General features: G+C 42.4%; 20 protein-coding genes and 1 pseudogene. 15 read left to right on the top strand and 6 right to left on the bottom strand.

Annotated features, from left to right (window positions below; genetic code table 11):
- Positions 1-7 precede the first annotated feature (7 nt).
- The 8 genes from IRY55_RS04185 (at position 8) to IRY55_RS04150 (ending at position 10,061) form a co-directional block, all read left to right on the top strand.
- On the top strand, positions 8-1,303 hold the full coding sequence (locus tag IRY55_RS04185) for a coiled-coil domain-containing protein (protein WP_194561988.1): 1,296 nt from the start codon (positions 8-10) through the stop codon (positions 1,301-1,303).
- A 169-nt stretch (positions 1,304-1,472) separates the two neighbouring features.
- Positions 1,473-2,975 carry an amidase family protein gene (locus IRY55_RS04180; protein WP_194561987.1) on the top strand — a complete coding sequence of 501 codons (1,503 nt, stop codon included), beginning with the start codon at positions 1,473-1,475 and terminating at the stop codon, positions 2,973-2,975.
- A complete protein-coding gene (locus tag IRY55_RS04175; RefSeq protein ID WP_194561986.1) occupies positions 2,968-4,326 on the top strand; it encodes an FAD-dependent oxidoreductase in 1,359 nt (452 codons plus the stop codon). Before IRY55_RS04180 ends, IRY55_RS04175 begins: the two co-directional genes overlap by 8 nt.
- 76 nt (positions 4,327-4,402) lie before the next feature.
- Positions 4,403-6,163 carry an ABC transporter transmembrane domain-containing protein gene (locus tag IRY55_RS04170; RefSeq protein ID WP_268920774.1) on the top strand — a complete coding sequence of 587 codons (1,761 nt, stop codon included), beginning with the start codon at positions 4,403-4,405 and terminating at the stop codon, positions 6,161-6,163.
- Positions 6,156-7,934, top strand: coding sequence for an ABC transporter ATP-binding protein (locus IRY55_RS04165; RefSeq protein WP_194561984.1), 1,779 nt, complete (start codon positions 6,156-6,158; stop codon positions 7,932-7,934). The genes IRY55_RS04170 and IRY55_RS04165 overlap by 8 nt, the downstream gene beginning before the upstream one ends.
- Before the next feature lie 357 nt (positions 7,935-8,291).
- Positions 8,292-8,615 (top strand): thioredoxin family protein, encoded by a 324-nt coding sequence (locus tag IRY55_RS04160; protein ID WP_194561983.1) that lies wholly within the window; start codon positions 8,292-8,294, stop codon positions 8,613-8,615.
- 6 nt (positions 8,616-8,621) lie between these two features.
- The gene (locus IRY55_RS04155; RefSeq protein WP_194561982.1) at positions 8,622-9,128 is read left to right on the top strand and encodes a CcdC family protein; all 507 of its coding nucleotides are present in this window, start codon (positions 8,622-8,624) and stop codon (positions 9,126-9,128) included.
- A 48-nt stretch (positions 9,129-9,176) separates the two neighbouring features.
- The gene (locus IRY55_RS04150; protein ID WP_194561981.1) at positions 9,177-10,061 is read left to right on the top strand and encodes a tyrosine-type recombinase/integrase; all 885 of its coding nucleotides are present in this window, start codon (positions 9,177-9,179) and stop codon (positions 10,059-10,061) included.
- Between the two features lie 42 nt (positions 10,062-10,103).
- Here IRY55_RS04150 and IRY55_RS04145 read toward each other — a convergent pair whose 3' ends face one another.
- The gene (locus tag IRY55_RS04145) at positions 10,104-10,526 is read right to left on the bottom strand and encodes a DUF2621 family protein (RefSeq protein WP_194562385.1); all 423 of its coding nucleotides are present in this window, start codon (positions 10,524-10,526) and stop codon (positions 10,104-10,106) included.
- Between the two features lie 269 nt (positions 10,527-10,795).
- Here IRY55_RS04145 and IRY55_RS04140 point away from each other — a divergent pair, with 269 nt between their 5' ends.
- Together IRY55_RS04140 and IRY55_RS04135 are read left to right on the top strand one after the other, a co-directional pair.
- Entirely contained in the window at positions 10,796-11,395 is a 600-nt protein-coding gene (locus IRY55_RS04140; protein ID WP_194561980.1) for an SCO family protein, read from the top strand.
- Between the two features lie 21 nt (positions 11,396-11,416).
- Positions 11,417-12,094, top strand: coding sequence for a lytic transglycosylase domain-containing protein (locus tag IRY55_RS04135; protein WP_194561979.1), 678 nt, complete (start codon positions 11,417-11,419; stop codon positions 12,092-12,094).
- Positions 12,095-12,225: 131 nt separating this feature from the next.
- Here the strand turns inward: IRY55_RS04135 and fabG are convergent, their stop codons facing one another.
- The 3 genes from fabG to IRY55_RS04120 form a co-directional block, all read right to left on the bottom strand.
- The gene (gene fabG, locus IRY55_RS04130) at positions 12,226-12,969 is read right to left on the bottom strand and encodes a 3-oxoacyl-ACP reductase FabG (protein ID WP_194561978.1); all 744 of its coding nucleotides are present in this window, start codon (positions 12,967-12,969) and stop codon (positions 12,226-12,228) included.
- A 149-nt stretch (positions 12,970-13,118) separates the two neighbouring features.
- Positions 13,119-13,373 (bottom strand): GlsB/YeaQ/YmgE family stress response membrane protein, encoded by a 255-nt coding sequence (locus tag IRY55_RS04125; protein WP_194561977.1) that lies wholly within the window; start codon positions 13,371-13,373, stop codon positions 13,119-13,121.
- A gap of 460 nt (positions 13,374-13,833) precedes the next feature.
- Complete coding sequence (locus tag IRY55_RS04120) at positions 13,834-14,379, bottom strand: cysteine hydrolase family protein (RefSeq protein WP_194561976.1); 546 nt, start codon at positions 14,377-14,379, stop codon at positions 13,834-13,836.
- Between the two features lie 355 nt (positions 14,380-14,734).
- Here IRY55_RS04120 and acnA point away from each other — a divergent pair, with 355 nt between their 5' ends.
- A complete protein-coding gene (gene acnA / locus IRY55_RS04115) occupies positions 14,735-17,455 on the top strand; it encodes an aconitate hydratase AcnA (protein ID WP_194561975.1) in 2,721 nt (906 codons plus the stop codon).
- 43 nt (positions 17,456-17,498) lie between these two features.
- Here acnA and IRY55_RS04110 read toward each other — a convergent pair whose 3' ends face one another.
- Entirely contained in the window at positions 17,499-17,918 is a 420-nt protein-coding gene (locus IRY55_RS04110) for a hypothetical protein (protein WP_194561974.1), read from the bottom strand.
- Between the two features lie 300 nt (positions 17,919-18,218).
- Between IRY55_RS04110 and IRY55_RS04105 the strand changes: the two genes are divergently transcribed.
- The 4 genes and pseudogenes from IRY55_RS04105 to IRY55_RS13645 all read left to right on the top strand — a co-directional run bounded on the left by IRY55_RS04105 (position 18,219) and on the right by IRY55_RS13645 (position 19,711).
- On the top strand, positions 18,219-18,428 hold the full coding sequence (locus IRY55_RS04105) for a hypothetical protein (RefSeq protein ID WP_194561973.1): 210 nt from the start codon (positions 18,219-18,221) through the stop codon (positions 18,426-18,428).
- A 21-nt stretch (positions 18,429-18,449) separates the two neighbouring features.
- Positions 18,450-18,884 carry an acyl-CoA thioesterase gene (locus IRY55_RS04100; RefSeq protein WP_194561972.1) on the top strand — a complete coding sequence of 145 codons (435 nt, stop codon included), beginning with the start codon at positions 18,450-18,452 and terminating at the stop codon, positions 18,882-18,884.
- Positions 18,884-19,177, top strand: a pseudogene (locus tag IRY55_RS04095) (hypothetical protein); the annotation flags it as partial. The gene IRY55_RS04100 and the pseudogene IRY55_RS04095, both read left to right, overlap by 1 nt.
- A 63-nt stretch (positions 19,178-19,240) precedes the next feature.
- Complete coding sequence (locus tag IRY55_RS13645; protein WP_456238889.1) at positions 19,241-19,711, top strand: DUF3885 domain-containing protein; 471 nt, start codon at positions 19,241-19,243, stop codon at positions 19,709-19,711.
- A 38-nt stretch (positions 19,712-19,749) separates the two neighbouring features.
- Here IRY55_RS13645 and IRY55_RS04090 read toward each other — a convergent pair whose 3' ends face one another.
- A complete protein-coding gene (locus tag IRY55_RS04090) occupies positions 19,750-20,040 on the bottom strand; it encodes a HesB/YadR/YfhF family protein (protein ID WP_194561971.1) in 291 nt (96 codons plus the stop codon).
- Positions 20,041-20,043 lie beyond the last annotated feature (3 nt).

Below are 20,043 nucleotides of genomic sequence, written 5' to 3'. Positions count from 1 at the left end.
AAGAAGGATGCGAACTCGTATCGTTTGGCTCACTTGTCTATTTTTAATAAGTGCGCAATTACCGCTCGCTCATGCTGTTTCTTTTAAAGAATTGCAGTTGGATCAACGTCAAACCGAACAACGCAAACTTCAACTTCAAGTAGAAAAGGATACCCTCGACCGCAAAGTTGAACAAAAAGAACAGCAACTGAATGAGAAATTAGAAACATTAAATGAACTCGAAAAAGAACACCAAATGATTGAACTAAACATTCAAGAAACAGAGCAAAAATTGGTAGAACAACTCGATGTGTTAGACAAAATTCAAGAGGAACTAGCCGAGGTACAAGCGCTATATGATGAGCGTAAAAAAATCGCCGATCAGCGACTCATTGCCTTACAAATTCATGATCGACAGTTAAATTATGTCGACATTTTACTCGGAGCGTCTAATATTTTAGACTTCTTTAAGCGAATTGAAGGAGTGAATTTATTTTTGCAAGTAGACCGTGATTTGATGACGGCGATGAATGAAGAGAAGGAAGAAATCGAGGAACAACAATATATCGAACAGCAAGCGCTTCAAGCGATTGAAACGTCGAAAGAATTACTGGAAGTGCAACGAGATTTCGCCAAATTGCATGAAGAGCGTCAACGAGAAATCGTCGCTCAATTAAAAGAATCATTCCATACATTGACAACGGAACAACAAAAGGTGACGCAACAATATGAAGCAGACATTGAACGGTTGAAAGTGATTGACGAAGAAATGAATGAGTTATGGAAACGCCAACGTCCACCGACTGTCATTTATCCAGAACGGACATCAGGGGGAGCTTTGACACCCCAGATTTCAGGAAAACGTCCAGAACATGTCTCACTGATTTGTAGCGATACAATCGATGATGCTTTCTTTAAAAAATTAGAAGCATCTGGAAAACTGGCAGGTCAAGGTCCTCTCATTCTCCGCATCGCTGAAAAGCACCGTATTGATCCAGTTATTTTTGCAGCAATTACGATCCACGAAACGGGACATGGAACGAGTAAAGCGATTCTCGAATATAACAATCCAGGCGGTATGATGAATCCGAAGACGAATTGGTCGACTTTAATTCGTTACAATTCACTTGAACAAGGATTAGATGCAACAGCGCGCACCATTTCTCGGTTAATGAATAAGGGTGGACTAAAAACGATTGAACAGCTCGGCGCGGTCTATGCGCCCATCGGAGCGGCGAATGATCCGTCCCATTTAAATCGCCACTGGGCACCGAGTGTGAAGAAGTTCATCAATGAAATGGGCGGTTACCGTTGTACACATTAGAGTTTATGCAGTCCTGCATAAACTCTTTTTTCATCCATTTTTTACAATGAAAAATATTAAACGGGAGGATTACAGCTTAAAAAGAAGCAATTTTAGGAAATTATGCTAAACTAAAAGCAATGAGACGCAGAACAATATTAAAGGAAGTTTTCAAAAGGAGATTCAGACGATGAAACAAACGGAATACATTCAATACGATGGCGTTGAATTAGCAGCGCTTGTGCGAGCAAAAGAAGTGTCCGCACAAGAGCTCGTACAAGCGAGCATTGCGCAACAAACAAAAGTAAATGGCCCACTGAATGCCATTGTCCATCATCGCCATGAACAAGCATTGGAAGAAGCGAAGTCAATTCAAGGACAAAGCCCACTCAGTGGTGTCCCATTTGTACTGAAAGATATTTCTCAGTCCATTAAAGGTGCACGATTGACATCGGGCTCTACGCTATTCAAAGAGCATATCGCGACAGAAGAAGCAAATTACACCCGAACGTTACGAAAAGCAGGATTCGTATTTACTGGATTTACGAATACACCTGAATTTGCATTGAAAAATATAACAGAACCACGCTTGCATGGGCCAACCAGAAACCCATGGTGCCATACACGTTCTTCAGGGGGCTCTTCAGGAGGAGCGGCCTCTGCCGTAGCAAGTGGAATTGTGCCGATTGCTGGAGCGAGTGACGGAGGTGGATCGATTCGCATACCTGCTTCTTTCACTGGGCTCGTCGGCTTAAAACCGAGTCGCGGAAAAACACCGGTAGGCCCATCAGTCGGACGTAATTGGCAAGGGGCAGCCATCGATTTTGTGCTCACCCGGACAGTGCGAGACGCTGCGGCTTCTCTCGATATTTTACAAACGATTCAACCAGATGCAGCATTCCAAAGTCCATTGTATGAACAAGGGTATTTACATACTTTGCGACGAGAACCGACAAAGACGATGAAATTCGCTTACACGCTCACTTCGCCTGTCGGAACTCCGGTGAGTGAAACAGCAAAGGAAGCAGTGCGACAAGCGGTGCAATTCATTGAAAAAGAAGGGCATATCGCGGAGGAAGTGGAATGGCCGATTGATGGTGAGGCATTAATGCGTCATTATTATGCGATGAACTGTGGAGAAATGTCTCATCTGTTCCATCAACTTGAACGCCAAGCGGGACATGCGATTACTCTCGATCATGTAGAAATTGAAAGTTGGATGCTCGCAGAAGCTGGTAAATTTATTACGGCGCGAGAATATGTGGAAAGCTTGCATGCTTGGGACGATGCTGCCCGTCACATGTCTCGTCTACATGACACTTACACGTATTTCATGACGCCCACGACCGCTGACACGGCTCCGCGCATCGGTGAACTAACCCTCGATGCATCACGTATTGCCGAGCTACAAGAAGACATGTTGCGCGCGGAAACAAACGACAAGCGTCAAGATGCGATTTATGAAATGTTTTTGCCAAGTTTAACGTATACACCTTTTACACAACTTGCGAATTTAACAGGGCAACCTGCCATTTCATTGCCGGTCGCGTCCGATGAAGAAGGCATGCCAATTGGAATTCAGCTTATGGCGATGAAAGGGAATGATCATTTACTTTTACGCGCCGCAAGCTATGTCGAACAAACGGATTTATGGAAAGGGTTTAGAAACAATCCTTATTTCCAACATGACTAACAAGGAGGAGAAAACTTTGACCCATTATGTCATAATCGGTGGTGATGCAGCAGGGATGAGTGCTGCAATGGAAATTGTGCGTCATGATAAAAAAGCGCAAGTAACAACATTGGAACAAGGAACCGTTTATTCATACGGACAATGCGGTTTACCGTATGTCATTGATGGACGGATTGCGAATGCAGAGCGTGTGATCGCACGTTCTCCCGAAACATTTCGAGACCGTTACGGCATCGATGCACGCACGAATCATCGCGTTGAATCGATTGATTACGAAAAGAAAGAAGTGCATGGCACACATGTAGAAACGGACGAAACATTTACAGTGCACTACGATAAATTGCTGATTGCGACAGGTGCCCATCCGCTCGTGCCTTCGCTTCGAAATAGCGATTTATCAGGCATTCAAGTATTTAAGACGATTGAACAGACGAAACAGCTCGTCGCAGCCATTGAAGAAAAACAACATGTAACAGTCATCGGTGGAGGGTACATCGGACTGGAAGTGGCAGAGGCGTTAACGCTCGCTGGCAAAAAGGTCCGACTCATTCAACGAGGCGACCGTTTAGCGAAAAATTTTGACGACTCAATTTCGGAAGCGATTTTAACGAAAGCACGAGAACATGGCATCGAAGTGTTATTGAATGAAGAAGTAATCGGATTTGAAGGAGAAGACGTCGTGCGCAAGGTGACGACGAAGAACGGAGCGTATGCGACAGATTATGTCGTATTAGCACTCGGTGTTCGCCCCGCTACAGCTTTCGCACAATCTCCGCAACTGCACACATTACGCAATGGCGCCATTGTGACAAATGAGCAGATGGAGACGACAATTCCAGACGTCTATGCGGCAGGTGACTGTGCAAGTCATTTCAACCGACTAACCGGAAAGCACGACTACATCCCACTCGGAACGACCGCGAACAAGCAAGGGCGTGTCGCAGGTCTTGCGATGTGTGGAGAAGATGCCCGCTTTAAAGGGATTGTCGGCACGTCGATCTTCCAATTTTTCGATTATGCCATTGGCGGTACGGGATTAAATGAACGAGCACTTCAAGCGACGAATCGAGATTATGACTCCATTACGCTAACTGCCAATGCGATTGCTGGGTATTATCCAGGCGGTGATAAAATGACATTAACGCTTTATTATGATACGTTTACGCGTCACTTACTCGGCGTTCAAATCATCGGTGGAGCGGGTGTGGACAAACGACTCGATGTCATCGCAACTGCATTGTACGCACAATTAACGGTGGAGGATTTACTCGATTTAGATTTAAGTTATGCGCCACCATTTAACGGAGTTTGGGACCCGGTTCAACAAATGGCCCGTCGTTTACAACGCTAAAAATACCACTCCAGAGCTTGTTCATGATAAAATGGACAAGCTTTTTTAATTTTAATGAAAGAAAGAGGGGATTGTTCTGAATGTCGTCAAACAATTAGGCTGGTTTTTTAAACAGCGTAAAAAACAATACATTTTTGGGGTTAGTATGCTCATTTTCGTCGCTTTTTTAGCGTTAATTCCACCGAAAATTATCGGACTCGTCATCGATGGGGTAACGGACAATACGTTGACGTCCGAACAACTGACGCGCTGGCTCATCATTTTAGTCATCGCGGGAATCATTATGTACGTCGCTCGTTATTTTTGGCGCGTGATGATTTTCGGTTCGGCTGTTTACTTAGCGCGCACGTTACGTGAGCAATTATTCGTTCATTTTACGAAAATGTCTTCATCCTTTTATCAAAAGCGTCGTGTCGGAGATTTAATGGCTCATGCGACGAACGATATTAACGCCGTGCAACAAACAGCAGGTATGGGAGTACTCACACTCGTCGATTCACTTGTAACCGGAACGGTCGTCATTTTGACGATGGGCTTTACGATTAGTTGGAAATTAACGATTATCGCGCTCATCCCGCTTCCAATCATGATTTTACTGACGAGTTATTACGGTCGTTTACTTCGCGATCGGTTCCGTTACGCACAAGAAGCGTTTTCGGATTTGAATGATAAAACACAGGAAAGTATTTCAGGAATTGAAGTCATTAAAACATTTGGACAACAAAAACAAGATATTGAGGACTTCACGAATTTATCGACAAAAGTCGTCGAAAAAAATATGCGTGTCGCACGCGTCGATGCTTTATTTGACCCAACGATTAGCGGAATTTTTGCGGTGTCCTACATTTTATCTTTCGTTTTCGGAACGCGCTTCATCATCGATGGACAAATGACAATTGGTGATCTTGTTGCGTTCAGTACGTATTTAGCAGCGCTCATTTGGCCGATGCTTGCGTTTGGCTTTTTGTTCAACATCGTCGAGCGAGGAAGTGCGTCGTATACGAGAATTCAACAATTATTCGATGTCGAGCCAGAAATCGTTGACGTACCGAATGCAATCGACGAACGTCCTGTCGGAGATCTTCATTTCGACGTGAAACAATTCCGTTATCCAGGAGCGGAAGAAACGACGTTACACGACGTTTCATTCGAGTTGAAGCGAGGCGAAACGTTAGGCATCGTCGGAAAAACAGGCTCGGGCAAAACGACGATTTTAAAATTGTTAATGCGGGAGTTTGAAGGATATGAGGGAACGATTACGTATGCGGGACACTCGATTGATGCGTATCGTCAACAACGTTTATTAGAATCGATCGGGTATGTACCGCAAGATCATTTCTTATTTTCTACCACGATTCGAGACAATATCGCGTTCACGAATCCAGCGACGAATGTCGAACAAATTGAACAAGCAGCGAAACTGGCCTTCATTCATGAAGACATTTTACGTTTGACAGAAGGATATGACACGCTCGTCGGAGAACGTGGCGTCAGTTTATCTGGCGGACAAAAGCAACGTGTGTCGATTGCGCGAGCATTATTGATGGATCCTGAGTTGTTGCTTTTAGATGACTCTTTATCTGCGGTAGATGCGCGTACAGAAGAAGCGATTTTAACGAATTTACGCAAGACGCGCCAGGACAAAACAAATATTATTACGTCCCATCGTTTAAGCGCGATTCAACATGCGCATCAAATTATCGTCCTCGACGAAGGAACAATCATCGAAAAAGGAACGCATGAACAATTGATGGATCAACGAGGACATTATTACGATATGTACATGTTGCAGCAACTCGAACAATCGGTAGAACAAGGAGGTGGTTCGCATGAGTGAAGAAAAAACGATTAAATTGACAGCGCGTGAACAATGGCAAGTATTTAAGCGTCTATTCGCTTACGTGGCCCCTCATAAAAAGGAAGTCGCAATCGCGATGACGATGCTTCTTTTATCGATTGCAGGTGGAATTGCGGGCCCGCTAATTATTCAGCGGTTTATCGATGATTTCATCACGCCGATGCAATTTCCAAAACAGGAAACAATCACGATATTTGCGCTCTATGTCGGCATTACATTAATGCTTGTCGTTTTTAGTTATTTTCAGATGATTCGCTTCCAACATATCGCGCTCAAAATTATTCAACAAATGCGCATCGACGTATTTACGAAAGTGCAAGGTCTCGGCATGCGTTATTTCGATGCGACACCAGCAGGAAGTATCGTATCGCGTGTGACGAATGATACGGAATCGATTAAAGAAATGTTCGTCAGTGTCATCGTCACATTCATTTCATCGATTTTAACGCTGATCGGGGTATACATCGCACTCTTTTTCTTAGATGTGAAACTGGCGTTCATCGCTCTGTTACTCCTTCCGTTCTTTTTAGGAATTATGACGATTTACCGGAAGTATAGTGCGGATTTTTATGCGGATTTAAGAGAAAGGCTCAGTCAGTTGAACGCGAAAATTGCAGAGTCGATTTCGGGTATGGGCATGATTCAAACATTCCGCCAAGAAGCGCGTATGGCGGATGAATTTAAAGAAATTAATGACAATCATTTCAAAGCAGGATTACGCAACATTAAATTCGACAGTATGTTGCTTGGCCCTGCGATTGATTTATTGTATGCGTTGGCGATTGTCGTCACGCTCGGATATTTCGGGTTCACTTCTATGGAGACAGCGATCGATGTCGGAGTTATTTACGCCTTTACGACATTGCTTGGGCGCTTATTCCAACCGGTCCAACAAGTGATGCAACGTTTATCCATCTTCCAACAAGCGCTCGTCTCCGCTTCACGCGTCTTTCGTTTAATGGACGATGAGACAGTAGAACCGAGTCAAACGGGCACCGCGACAAAGCCAATTACAGACGGCGTCATTGAATTTAAAGATGTATCCTTCTCTTACGACGGGGAACGAGACGTGTTGAAAAATATATCGTTCACTGCGCAAGCAGGCGAAACGGTCGCGCTCGTCGGCCATACAGGAAGCGGGAAAAGTTCCATCATTAATTTATTGATGCGCTTTTACGAGTTTGAACGAGGGTCGATCACAATTGACGGACAATCAATCAAGTCGTATCCTGCTTCCCAATTGCGTGAAAAAGTCGGACTCGTCTTACAAGATCCGTTTTTATTTTACGGAACGATTGCAAGCAATATTCGCTTGCACCATCCAGAAATGGACGATAAGACCGTGCGAGAAGCGGCACAATTCGTCCAAGCGCATCATTTCATCGAACAATTACCGAACGGTTATGAAGAACATGTGACCGAACGCGGTTCGACGTTTTCAAGCGGACAACGTCAATTGATCGCATTCGCGCGAACGATGGCGACGGATCCGAAAATATTAATTCTCGATGAAGCGACAGCGAATATCGATACGGAAACGGAAGTGGCGATTCAAGCGAGCCTTGAAAAAATGCGAAAAGGCCGTACGACGATCGCAATTGCCCATCGACTCAGTACGATTCAAGATGCCGAGTTGATCCTCGTGTTACACCAGGGTGAAATTGTCGAACGAGGCACGCATCAACAACTGTTAAGCGAGCGAGGCCTTTATTACAAAATGTACCAACTCCAAAATGGACTCGTTGATTAAAAATTTGAAAGTATAGCAAAACCTTTCAACTATTCTCCTTTAAGTATTTCGGATTTGTCAGTAAATCATGTAAAAGCTAAAATGAAAATTTCATAAAGTTAAAAAAGAGAAGTATTTAGGTACAGCACTTTGCTGTACCTTCTTTTGTGTAGGAAAAAGACCATAGGAGAACGATCATAGCGAAAATAGCGCTCATTTCTCTATGTTTTTTAAAAGATTGAGCATAAGAAACGCTATTTGTGTACGTTTTTGGTAAAATGATCGTAATTATCATCTTTCGTGAATATTTACGTCATCGTTCACAATTGTCGTGTATCGTGTATGATGTAAGAGATGAATCGTTTAGGAGGATTAAGGATGCATAAAATTACATCGTATGATGAATGGGTTACTTTATTAGAAGAACAACCGAAACTATTACTATTCGTAAAAATTAACGGCTGTTCAGTTTGTGACGGGTTATTACCGCAAGTCGAACCGCTCCAAGAACAATATCCAGACGTTCCATTTTACCAGGTGAACGTGTCGGAAGTACAAGAGATTGCGGGACAGTTTTCGCTGTTCACAGCACCGGTCGTTTTACTATTTTTACACGGCAAAGAATATGCTCGTTTTGCACGTTTCGTTCAACGCGACGAACTTATGAAACGTCTCGATGAAGTACAGCAATGGGAGGACTAATCATTCATGCGCCTCGTTGACTTTATTCCATCGTTTTTAAAAGATTTACCGCCATCCTTTCTCATTATCGGATCGACCATTTTCTTTTTAGTAATGGGAACAATGAGTGTGATTGTGCGTCAAAAAATTGCGAAGCGTCCAATCACCGCTAAAAAAATTATTTTGCCACCCCTTTTCATGTCGACCGGGATGTTGATGTTCGTCTTTGAAGAGTTTCGTGTACCGTGGCTTCAAGTCATTGAAGCGTTCGGCGTCGGTGTATTGTTTTCATTCATTTTAATTAAAACGACGAATTTTCGAAAAGAAGGCGATCAAATTTACGTGCAACCGTCACGTGCATTTTTACTCATTTTAGTCGGGTTACTCATCGTGCGTGTTGTGGCGAAAATGGTGCTCAGTTCATCAATCGATGTCGGAGAGCTTGGAGGTATGTTCTTTTTGCTCGCATTCGGCATGATCGTGTCATGGCGCATCGGGATGTATCGAAAATATCAACAGTTAGTCAATCAATAGGTGCGCTAATTGCGCATTCTATTGATTTTTTCATAAGGAGGAATGGACATGCAGTGTAAAGAAGCCATCGCACAATATTTATTTCATTTACGAAATTTAAATAAGTCCCCTCATACGTTGAAACAATATCGCATCGATTTAGAACAGCTAGCGCAAGCGTTAGATGAAGCGCGTATTGAAGATGTGACAAGTGAAGATTTCAGGCATTTTGCAATCCATTATGAAGACGTCTTACTAGAAGCGGGGTTTAAACCGACTTCTGTGCGACGAAAAATTTCGTCTTTGCGCTCATTCGTTCACTATTTAGCAGTCGCTCATATCATTGAAGAAGATTTTAAATCCGCTATTTTGCATACACAACCGTACCAAGTAGAAGTGCGGATTCCTTCGATGACCGAAGTGAGCGCGGTGTATCATCATTATGAAGAACCAGTTGCCATGACGAGCTATGAAGAGTGGCTCCCCTTTCGCAATCGCTCCATCGTCCAATTGATGATCGATACAGGATTGAAAGTAGCCGAAATTAAAAATTTACGCTGGGGACATTTTGACCAAAAAGAACGAAAACTCGCTTTATTGCGAAAAAATTTAACATTTCAATGGATTGATTTAATGGATAAAACAGTAGAAGATTTACAGCATTATGCGAAACGAACAGCAGAATTGTTTGATTTTGAGTGGGAAGAAGGGCATGCGCTTTACTTTACCGATCGCGGTCTCATGAATGAACCGATGAGCGAGCGGACGGTAGAGCGAGTCGTGGAGCGGGCGACTGCGGGAGAATCACTCGATGTGCGCGGCTCGGAATTGCGTTATTTCCGTTTATTGCAGCGAAGTGTTCAAGAAGACCCGGAAGATTTGTTGAAGCATTTCGGATATGCGTCGAAAGAACAAATGATTCAACGTCTCCAACAATTGAAGCCGAAACGATAAAAAACAAAGCCGAGTAGAGATTGTCTCTATCGACTTTGTTTTTTACTTATCCGCAAGTTCAAATAAGTATTCATATTGACTGAATTCAATTTCTAGTTCCGTTAAGCGTTTGCGCAAAAACTTATGATCACGTTTTGGTGTTGCGGTAATATACCCTTCTAACATATGCTTAAATTCGATTTTAGAAGCACCGTCTGCAAGCGCAACTTCACCAATTTTCGCAGCAATTTTTTGCTTGGCGACCGGTCGGAATAACTCAGGCACAGGGCTGACGAACTCTTCCAGTAACTCTTTCGCCTCGTCATGCCATAAGTGAAGCGATTCATTCACATAATGCTCTTCCCAGTCCAATGTCGACATGCCGTCTTCTTTCGGCAACACTTTTAAAAACTTCCGGAACATAAAAAATCCACCGATCGCAAAGAGACCGAGTAGGACGAATATCCAAAATACGATAAATCCCATAAAAACATTATTCGTTGTTCCTAAAACGAATGAAGGGAGTACAGTTGCTATCAAAATAGTCACCTCGATTAATTAATCTCTTCTTCATTATAGTCGCTTCTTCCGAAAAAATCATCCTATGAAACGATTGATGAAGAAAGCATGAAAGAAAAAGTCGTTTATTCATCATAACTTCACACATTTACATGAGAATAGAGGAGAATTAACTTATCTCGTCATTCACTTCACTCTATGTTAAAATGAATACAGAAATTTATTGGAGGCTTTATATGCGTAAACGTTTATTAGTGGTCATTGCGTTCGTTTCAGTCGTCTTAGCAGCTTGTGCACCAGGCGCTTTCAAACCTGATCATAAGTATAAAATAGAGGACTTTACATTTGATAGCCATCGCGGAGAAAAAGTCTCGCTCGATGATTTGAAAGGTGATGTGTGGCTTGCGCAGTTCGTCTTCACGAATTGTACGACAGTCTGTTTGCCGATGATGGCGAATATGACGGAATTGCAAGATATGATGGAAAAAGAAGGGCTTGAAGATTATCATATCGTGTCATTTAGCGTGGATCCAGCCGTCGATACACCTGAGCGCCTTGCAGAATATTTAGAAGGCTATCATCCGGTCGATGAGTCGAAGTGGGAAATGTTGACCGGTTATTCACAAGAGTTTATTGAGAAATTTGCCGTTGATTCATTCCGTCAAATCGTCATCGATGACCCAGAAAGCGATCAAGTCATTCATGGGACGGCTTTCATTTTAGTCGATCAAAATGGTGTGGCAGTGAAAACATACGGCGGCGTTCAATTTGATGGGACGCGCGAAGAACACTTCAGTCAAATTATTGAAGATATGAAAAAATTACAACAATCTTAAGCAGAGAAAGGGAGTGTTCAAATGGCCGGTCCAAAAAAGAAAAAATCCTTCTTGAAACGGCTCATTTTTTTATTAGCGACTGTAGCGGTCGTCCTATATGGAACACTCGCGGTTCTCATTTTCACATTTGAAAAAAGCGGACTCATCCAAAAAGCGGCACATGTCGTCATAGATGAAGTCCAAGATTTAACAGGTGGTTTAACGATGCCGTCTGAATACATTACAATCTACCAAGCAGCAGCGGAAGAATACGATATTCCGTGGACTTTGCTTGCTGCGGTACACCGTATCGAAACCCGCTTCTCGACGATGTCTACACTTATTTCCCCAGTAGGGGCAGAGGGGCATATGCAATTTATGCCTTGCACATTTGTCGGATGGAGTCATCCGAGTTGTTCGGGGCTTGGGCAAGGGGATATTCCAGAACAAGATAAAACGAATCCAGAAGTAATTGCAGAGTACGGGGGATACGGAGTCGATGCGAACGGGGATGGTGTTGCCGATCCATTTGACATTGAAGATGCGATTTATTCAGCAGCCCACTATTTATCAAGAAGTGGGGCGGCAGAAGGCGATATTAAAAAAGCGTTATTTAACTATAACCGCAGTGATCAATACGTATCTGATGTATATGCTTTCTATGAAGAATTTGAAGAAAAGCGTGATCAGTTAGAAGGATTGGCCACGGCTGAAAACTAAAAACACTCCTACCCGGGAGAGATGGGTGGGAGTGTTATTTTGTCTACATCTCACGAAATCTATCTTTGAACGATACATTGGGAGTGTAGTCGTCAAGCATTCACATTCGTTTCGCTGCACATGTAGACAAATTACATAATGATGGCACCATCGACATGCAATGTGTGTCCATGAATATAATTTGCTTCATCAGAAGCTAAAAAGACATAGGCATTGGCGATATCTTCCGGTTTACCGAGACGGCCGAGCGGAATCATCTTCGTCATTTTTTCAATGACGGCATCTGGCATTTTTTTAACCATCGGAGTTAAAGTGAATCCCGGCGCAACAGCATTGACGTTAATATTATGACGGCCGAGTTCTTTCGCCCATGTCTCTGTCATACCGATGACCGCTGCTTTAGAAGCGGCGTAATTCGTCTGTCCAAAGTTTCCGTGAACGCCACTGACCGATGTCGTATTAATGATTTTTCCACTCTGTTGAGCAATCATATGAGGAACAACTTGTTGCGTACAGTAGAAAACACCTGTCGTGTTCACTTCGAGCACATGTTGAAATTGTTCTGCGGTCATTTTTGTCAACTGAGCGTCTTGTGTAATTCCCGCATTATTGACAAGAATATCGATTGTTCCGAAACGTTCAGCGATTTGAGTGATGACTTTTTGAACGTGATCCAATGAACTTACGTCTAATACATAGGTTTCAAAAGATTCCAAATGTTCCGTCCGCAATTGAGTAGCCCATTGATGAAGTGCCTGTTCATCGTAATCGACAATAGCTACTGTCGCACCTTCTTGTAGAAAGCGTCGAACGGTCGCTTGGCCAATTCCGCCGCTACCACCTGTAATGATGGCTACCTTTTGTTGTAAGCGCATACAAGACCTCCTTTTTAAAAAACGTTCTCGCATTTAATGTTGATTATACCATAGCTAAACGAGAACGAAAACGTTTTCTTTTAATCATTTCGTATCGTTAAACAGAAAAAAGAGAGAAAGGACATTACGCCTTTTCTCTCTTTTTGAAATTACGCACGATTCATTGATTTTAAAATTAAGCTTAAAATTGCAACGAGTACAATCGCACCAATTAATGCTGGAACAATATAGAAGTCGGACACTTGTGGGCCCCATGCTCCTAATAAGTTACCACCGATCCATGCACCGACAATCCCTGCAATAATATTACCAGGAATACCGAATGGAACATCTTTCCCTAAAATCGCACCCGCTAACCAACCTAAAATACCACCAATGATTAAATACCATAAGAAACTTAACATATTCTCCATCTCCTTTTCTATAAAACAAGTATGATTGCTTGTAATCTATGTATACCACCTCAACTTAATTTGAAACGTATTATTTTTTAAAAAAGAAAAAATATTGAAAAGTATGCGTTGATAGAAGGTATATCAACGCATATTTGACAAAAATATTTTCATGAAGTATACTAGTCATACGTATGAAAAGGAATACTATGCACGTAATCTGGCAGTCTGATTTCAATTTTTGAAGACACTTATTCACACTGGAGCAGTTAGAGAGCTGCAAGGACGCAAAAGTAGGTAGGGTTTGCGTTGCTTAAGGATAAAAGATCGAGACAGAACACGAACCGCGGCTGTGGGACGAGTTGTTCACCACGAATGTTCAATGAAAACATTCATTATAAAATTACGATTAATATGACCTAGACAATACTAAAGGGGTAGCCTCGCTTATGCGGTGCTACCCCTTGTTCAATTATTCGATGACTTTGGCATTTAATACATTTTTGAAATGCTTTAAAGCAAATTCGTGAGCTTCCATGTCGAAACTCGCAACCCCACCTGTGTGGATGACGATTTCATACCCTAAATTGTAAGCGTCAATCGCTGTATGCAAAATACAAATATCTGTACATACCCCCATTAAATGAACGGTGCGGATATTTCGTTCGCGAAGTAAAATATCTAAATTCGTTCCCGCAAATGCACTGTAACGTGTTTTATCCATCCAAATGACACGCGCTTGATTCGCTTCATATAAAGACTGAAGTTCACCAAACAAATGACGACCTTCTGTTCCGCGTATATTGTGAGGAGGGAAGAGGGCAGTTTCCGGATGGAACGGATCGTTCTCTTCGTGGATGTCGTTTGGAATGACGACGAATTGCTGGCGCTCGATAAAATCTTTCGTCGTATCGACGATATAGCGCTCGAGTTGTTGCCCCGGTAAACCACAAGTTAATTTGCCATCCTCAGCGACAAAGTCAATCGTGTAATCAATAACTAATAAAGCTTCTTTCATATTTCAAACTCCTTCACATCATATTTTCTTTAGTATACTGATTATTTTACTAGTTGTCTTGACATGTGTCTTGTTCTGATTGATATATGTTCAAAAACATTAACGAGTGAAATCTAAATGGTGATGAAGCGACTTCTGTCGTGCTGAATTATGCTGATACTAAAGTATTTCTTTTGGCTATTTAAGCGATGTAATTGAGAAAATGAATGATAAAATCGAAAGGTTATTCGTTTTGCTTATCACAACCTATAATTATATTATATTTTACTTATGACATGGAGTATTGTAATATGAGGAGTGAAGAGAGTGTGGTTTATTCCAAAATCACACTACGTACATAAAGGAGGAATTTAAAATGGCAAAAAGCAATTTGCATAACAGCCGTACATCATTCGATTTAAACGGCAAGACGTACAATTACTACCGCATCAAAGCTTTAGAAGAAGCTGGCGTAGCAAACGTTTCAAAACTCCCTTACTCAGTAAAAGTATTACTTGAATCTGTACTTCGTCAACATGACGGTTACGTTATCCAAGATAATCACGTTGAAAACTTAGCAAAATGGGGTAAAGACGCGGACAAGGACGCAGAAGTACCATTCAAACCATCACGCGTAATTTTACAAGACTTCACAGGTGTTCCTGTAGTAGTTGACCTTGCAGCACTTCGCTCAGCGATGGCTGAAATGGGTGGAGACCCACAACAGATCAACCCTGAGATCCCGGTTGACCTCGTCATTGACCACTCTGTACAAGTAGACCAATACGGTACGGAAGCGGCACTGAATGCAAACATGAAATTAGAATTCGAACGTAACGCTGAACGTTACCAGTTCTTAAACTGGGCACAAAAAGCATACGACAACTACCGCGCAGTTCCACCAGCGACAGGTATCGTTCACCAAGTGAACTTAGAGTACCTTGCGAACGTTGTGCATGCTGTTGAAAATGAAGACGGCACATTCGAAGCATTCCCAGATACATTAGTTGGTACTGACTCACATACGACGATGATCAACGGTATCGGTGTTCTCGGATGGGGTGTTGGTGGTATTGAAGCGGAAGCAGGAATGCTCGGACAACCTTCATACTTCCCAATTCCAGAAGTGATCGGTGTTAAATTGACAGGAGACCTTCCAAACGGAACGACAGCAACTGACTTAGCACTTAAAGTAACACAAGTATTGCGTGCGAAAGGTGTCGTTGGTAAATTCGTAGAGTTCTTCGGACCAAGCGTAAGCCAATTACCACTTGCTGACCGCGCAACAATCGCAAACATGGCGCCAGAATACGGTGCAACTTGTGGTTTCTTCCCAGTTGACGAAGAGTCACTCGACTACATGCGCTTAACAGGCCGCGACGAAGATCATATCGCAGTCGTTAAACAATATTTAATCGAGAACGACATGTTCTTCACACCTGAAAAAGAAGAGCCAGTCTACACAGACGTTGTTGAAATCGATCTTTCAGAAATCGAAGCGAACCTTTCAGGTCCAAAACGTCCACAAGACTTAATTCCACTTTCTAAGTTACAAACTGCATTCCGCGAATCAGTTGTAGCACCAGAAGGTCCACATGGTTTCGGCTTAACGCCAGAAGAATTCGACAAAAAAGGTACGATCGAATTCGCTGACGGACGCACAGCTGAAATGAAAACAGGTGATATCGCAATCGCGGCAATCACTTCATGTACGAATACATCGAACCCATACGTTATGTTAGGAGCTGGACTCGTAGCGAAGAAAGCTGTGGAGAAAGGTTTAACACCACCACCACACGTGAAAACTTCACTCGCACCAGGTTCTAAAGTTGTTACAGGTTACTTAGATGATTCAGGTTTAACTGAATATCTTAATAAAATCGGATTCAACACAGTTGGATACGGATGTACAACATGTATCGGTAACTCAGGTCCATTATTACCTGAAATCGAAAAAACAATCGGAGAAAACGACCTTTTAGCAACTTCTGTTCTCTCTGGTAACCGTAACTTCGAAGGACGTATTCACCCATTCGTTAAAGCGAACTATTTAGCTTCACCACCACTCGTGGTAGCATATGCACTCGCTGGAACAGTGGACATCGACTTCGAAAAAGACCCAATCGGTCAAGATAAAGACGGCAACGATGTATTCTTCAAAGACATCTGGCCAACAACGGAAGAAGTTCAAGAAGTTGTTAAAGCTTCTGTAACACCAGAAATCTTCCGCAAAGAATACGAAACTGTTTTCACAGCGAACGAAGCTTGGAACGCAATTGAAACTTCAGACGATCCAATCTACGAATTCGATGAGAAATCAACATACATTCAAAACCCACCATTCTTCCAAGGTCTCTCAAAAGAGCCAGAAGATATTCAAACACTTGAAGGTATGCGTGTTGTTGGTAAGTTCGGCGACTCAATCACGACTGACCACATCTCACCAGCAGGAGCGATCGGTAAAGATACACCAGCTGGAATCTACCTCCGTGAAAACGGCGTAGAGCCACGTAACTTTAACTCTTACGGATCACGCCGTGGTAACCACGAAGTGATGATGCGCGGTACATTCGCGAACATCCGTATCCGTAACCAAATTGCACCAGGTACAGAAGGTGGATTCACAACGTACTGGCCAACAGGCGACGTTATGCCAATCTACGATGCATGTATGAAATACCAAGAACAAGGTACTGGTCTAGTTGTCCTTGCAGGTAACGACTACGGTATGGGTTCTTCACGTGACTGGGCTGCAAAAGGTACAAACCTTCTCGGCATTAAAACAGTTATCGCACAAAGCTACGAGCGTATTCACCGTTCAAACCTTGTCATGATGGGTGTTTTACCACTTCAATTCATGGAAGGCGAATCAGCAGATTCACTCGGCTTAACAGGAGAAGAAGAAATTTCTGTAAATATCGCTGAAGGTGTTAAACCACGCGATATCCTCACTGTAACTGCGAAAGCGAAAGACGGAAAAGTGACAGAGTTCAAAGCTCTTGCACGTTTCGATTCAGAAGTTGAAATCGACTACTACCGTCACGGCGGAATCTTACAAATGGTTCTCCGTAACAAAATTAAAGAAGCTACAAAATAATAATAAAAATCCCTTCGAAGCAATGATGCTCGAGGGGATTTTTTTATCCAATTGCCTTTTGAGGACAAGAAGATTGCGCATGCGGTATTTTCTTTCCCGCTATGTATAAAGTAGCGGTGCCATCCGCTTCATATTTTTCGTAATCGATCGTATAATGTCGTATGATTTTGCCAGAACACTCATCTTCCCACACTTGTTGCCATGCTTTCCAAAAGCCTAACTGTTCTTTCAAAGGGATAGTATACGAAATGTAAGAGGTTTCGGGAATTTCAAATGTACCGTTCGGATCTTCCACACCAAATGCGACAGAATAATCTTCAGTAAAGCGATGTGCATAATGAAAATAACAAACATACATTGGACGAACGGGAGGGGCTGTTTTCCATAATCGTTGCAACTTCATTGTTAACTCAGCATCCGAGAAATTATTCGTACGAATTGACTCACCTAAACGTAGTAACATATGCAAATCCCACCTTTTTCTTCCATAATACGGGATATTCCTAGGAATGAACAGTTCATTTTGAACGATTTTTTGTAAAATTCGCTTTCTTATTTATGGAGGAAAATATTGATTTTTTCATTATAAGCAAGTCTTTATATATAGATATATGAAACTAAAAGATTATCTATATAATAATAATACTATTTTAATTAAACGAAAAGACTAAATATTAAAAAATGGTGCATGTTTGACGATGTAGGAAAAGCGATTGACGTCTTCTAAAATGATGCGATAATAATAAAGTAGAGGAGTGACAATATGAGTAAAGTATCTTGCCTCACCTGTGGAGGAGAATTAAAGTTAGAGGAAACGAAAGCAACATGCATAAAATGTTTTCGTGTCCATACAGCAGAAGACTTCCCAACCAACCCAGATTGGTCAGAAGATGCTGCAAAAGCTGTGAAAGAGACAGGATGGATTTTAATTGGAATGATTGTTTTCGTTGTAGCGGTCATTCTTTTTGTTTAGTATAGAAGAGAGGTGAAAACAATGGGACTAATCAATGAAAAACAAATCGAAGTACGCTATGCAGAAACGGATCAAATGGCCGTCGTCTATCATGCGAATTATCTCGTATGGATGGAGATCGGACGCACTTCGCTCATTCAAGAACTCGGATTCACATATGCTGGATTAGAGGAAGAAGGCTATTTATCCCCGGTGGTTGACTTAAATATTCAATATAAACAAGCATGTACATATGGAGAGACAGTCACTGTGCGCACATGGTTGCGTGAACACGGTCGTGTGCGTACGATTTATGCGTACGAAATCGTAAAAGAAAACGGGGACATTGCAGCGACTGCGGAATCGACACATGTGCTCGTGAAAAAGGGCAGTTTCCGTCCCGTGTCCCTTAGCAAAGTCGATCCTGCTTGGCATGAAGCTTACGAACAAAATGTTATTCCGAAGGTAGAGAAATAATGGCTTTCGGTGTGAATCGAACGCAGCTACAACAGTGGAAAAAGCGAGTAACGCAAGGTGAGCTCGCTTTTTTGACGCATTATTGGCTCGACGACCGATTTCCTGGCTGTCATACGGTGACGAAGGCGGGCTGTGCAGATCTCGACCGTTTAATTGAATGGGGGAAGGGATACGGATTACAACCCGAATGGATCGATCGACATCCGACATATCCGCATTTCGATTTGCTAGGAGACCGGGAGCGCTATATTTTAAGGCAGGAGGGCTTACAACATCAATACGAGCGCTTTTATCCGAAAAGCTTACGTGCCCCTGAACAATTTGATTACCGTCTCTATCACCGCTCTCCTTATGCGGTGCATGTATCAAATGATCGCTCGGTGACGGATTGTGTAGATTTTTATGTGCAACGAACGACCGATGAACGTGTCCGTTGGTTAAATGAATGGATTCGACGAGAGGATGAGATCCGACTTATCGTGACAACGTATCCGACGCTTCATCGTCAACCGTTGACGCTCCACCGTTACATCTCGCCTGAACTACGTTATCAGATGCGCACGCATTCATTTATCATTCAGGCAGAAGAGCTGCTTGCGGAGCAGTTTTTCGTGACTGGAACGTATGCGCAATTTGATATTCCGAAGTTAGTTCATCGAACAGTGGAAGCGGATATCAGGAGACCATTTAAAGGGCACATTTATAGCCCATCGATTTTTATTGAACATATTCCAACGCTTACCGTTTTTCATTCGTATGATGATCGTGGATTTGAAGTCATTGCGCCTTCTCCTGAAATTGCAGAAAAATGGCAAGAAAAAGCCTGACGTTATTATTGATTCGTCAGGCTTTTAGCATTATCCTTTTATTTTTCGTAAGCGAAGTGCAGTTCATTTAAATCATCATTGAGAGAGACGAGTAAATGATGATCTTGGAAAAACCACGCATCATGTTCATCGATGTAATACGTCACGTCATTGATGACCGTCTTCGCAACAATTTTATCGGGTTCGCTTTTTTGAATGCCGAGTGAGAAACCTTCATGAAGCGGGCTTGAGCCTCCATAACGCGCATAAAATTGTACCGTTTCTCCTGGTTCGACGTCCATTTCTGTCTCAAACCAACGGACAGCATCTTCGGTTAGTTGAATGTTCATAAA

Origin of the sequence: Savagea serpentis (genome assembly GCF_015351395.1) — a bacterium.
Classification (GTDB): Bacteria; Bacillota; Bacilli; order Bacillales_A; family Planococcaceae; genus Savagea; species Savagea serpentis.
Note: the sequence above shows the minus strand (reverse complement) of the source record. Positions and strands in the feature narration are given on the sequence as shown.

Excerpts from the sequence above, each read along its gene's own strand:
- IRY55_RS04185 (WP_194561988.1), top strand. The coding sequence starts at position 8 with ATGCGAACTCGTATCGTTTGGCTCACTTGTCTATTTTTAATAAGTGCG.
- IRY55_RS04180 (WP_194561987.1), top strand. The coding sequence starts at position 1,473 with ATGAAACAAACGGAATACATTCAATACGATGGCGTTGAATTAGCAGCG.
- IRY55_RS04175 (WP_194561986.1), top strand. The coding sequence starts at position 2,968 with ATGACTAACAAGGAGGAGAAAACTTTGACCCATTATGTCATAATCGGT.
- IRY55_RS04165 (WP_194561984.1), top strand. The coding sequence starts at position 6,156 with ATGAGTGAAGAAAAAACGATTAAATTGACAGCGCGTGAACAATGGCAA.
- IRY55_RS04160 (WP_194561983.1), top strand. The coding sequence starts at position 8,292 with ATGCATAAAATTACATCGTATGATGAATGGGTTACTTTATTAGAAGAA.
- IRY55_RS04155 (WP_194561982.1), top strand. The coding sequence starts at position 8,622 with ATGCGCCTCGTTGACTTTATTCCATCGTTTTTAAAAGATTTACCGCCA.
- IRY55_RS04150 (WP_194561981.1), top strand. The coding sequence starts at position 9,177 with ATGCAGTGTAAAGAAGCCATCGCACAATATTTATTTCATTTACGAAAT.
- IRY55_RS04145 (WP_194562385.1), bottom strand. The coding sequence starts at position 10,526 with ATGGGATTTATCGTATTTTGGATATTCGTCCTACTCGGTCTCTTTGCG.
- IRY55_RS04140 (WP_194561980.1), top strand. The coding sequence starts at position 10,796 with ATGCGTAAACGTTTATTAGTGGTCATTGCGTTCGTTTCAGTCGTCTTA.
- IRY55_RS04135 (WP_194561979.1), top strand. The coding sequence starts at position 11,417 with ATGGCCGGTCCAAAAAAGAAAAAATCCTTCTTGAAACGGCTCATTTTT.
- fabG (WP_194561978.1), bottom strand. The coding sequence starts at position 12,969 with ATGCGCTTACAACAAAAGGTAGCCATCATTACAGGTGGTAGCGGCGGA.
- IRY55_RS04125 (WP_194561977.1), bottom strand. The coding sequence starts at position 13,373 with ATGTTAAGTTTCTTATGGTATTTAATCATTGGTGGTATTTTAGGTTGG.
- IRY55_RS04120 (WP_194561976.1), bottom strand. The coding sequence starts at position 14,379 with ATGAAAGAAGCTTTATTAGTTATTGATTACACGATTGACTTTGTCGCT.
- acnA (WP_194561975.1), top strand. The coding sequence starts at position 14,735 with ATGGCAAAAAGCAATTTGCATAACAGCCGTACATCATTCGATTTAAAC.
- IRY55_RS04110 (WP_194561974.1), bottom strand. The coding sequence starts at position 17,918 with ATGTTACTACGTTTAGGTGAGTCAATTCGTACGAATAATTTCTCGGAT.
- IRY55_RS04105 (WP_194561973.1), top strand. The coding sequence starts at position 18,219 with ATGAGTAAAGTATCTTGCCTCACCTGTGGAGGAGAATTAAAGTTAGAG.
- IRY55_RS04100 (WP_194561972.1), top strand. The coding sequence starts at position 18,450 with ATGGGACTAATCAATGAAAAACAAATCGAAGTACGCTATGCAGAAACG.
- IRY55_RS04090 (WP_194561971.1), bottom strand. The coding sequence starts at position 20,040 with ATGAACATTCAACTAACCGAAGATGCTGTCCGTTGGTTTGAGACAGAA.